Source organism: Clostridium tyrobutyricum (genome assembly GCF_019144085.1).
Lineage (GTDB): Bacteria > Bacillota > Clostridia > Clostridiales > Clostridiaceae > Clostridium_B > Clostridium_B tyrobutyricum_A.
In genome coordinates this window covers 1-258 of sequence record NZ_JAHHUY010000122.1, presented here as the reverse complement: position 1 = coordinate 258, position 258 = coordinate 1, and the positions used below count along the sequence as shown (strand labels likewise).

1 protein-coding gene is annotated in these 258 nt (G+C 28.7%); it reads right to left on the bottom strand.

Features of this window, described 5'->3' with window-relative positions; all coding sequences use genetic code 11:
• Positions 1-77: 77 nt before the first annotated feature.
• A partial coding sequence (locus KM800_RS15270; RefSeq protein WP_419195478.1) for a hypothetical protein occupies positions 78-258 on the bottom strand: 181 nt, incomplete at its 5' end.

Below are 258 nucleotides of genomic sequence, written 5' to 3'. Positions count from 1 at the left end.
GCTTATAACATTATTTTTAGGTATAGAAAACACATCTCTCAACTTAAATTTTTTAAGTAAAAGGAGTTTTTATTTCTTTAAGCTATGTTTTCTTTTTGCCTATAAGCTTGTTTATTGCAATAATGTTCAAATGAAGCCTGCTTCCATGGATGACTCATCGGTGGTATATAGTGTTTCTTTGGAGCTTTTGAAGTATTTACAAGATCAAAATTTTTTGATGAAGAAACATGATCTTGAAGCAATTCAAGTGAGTTTATA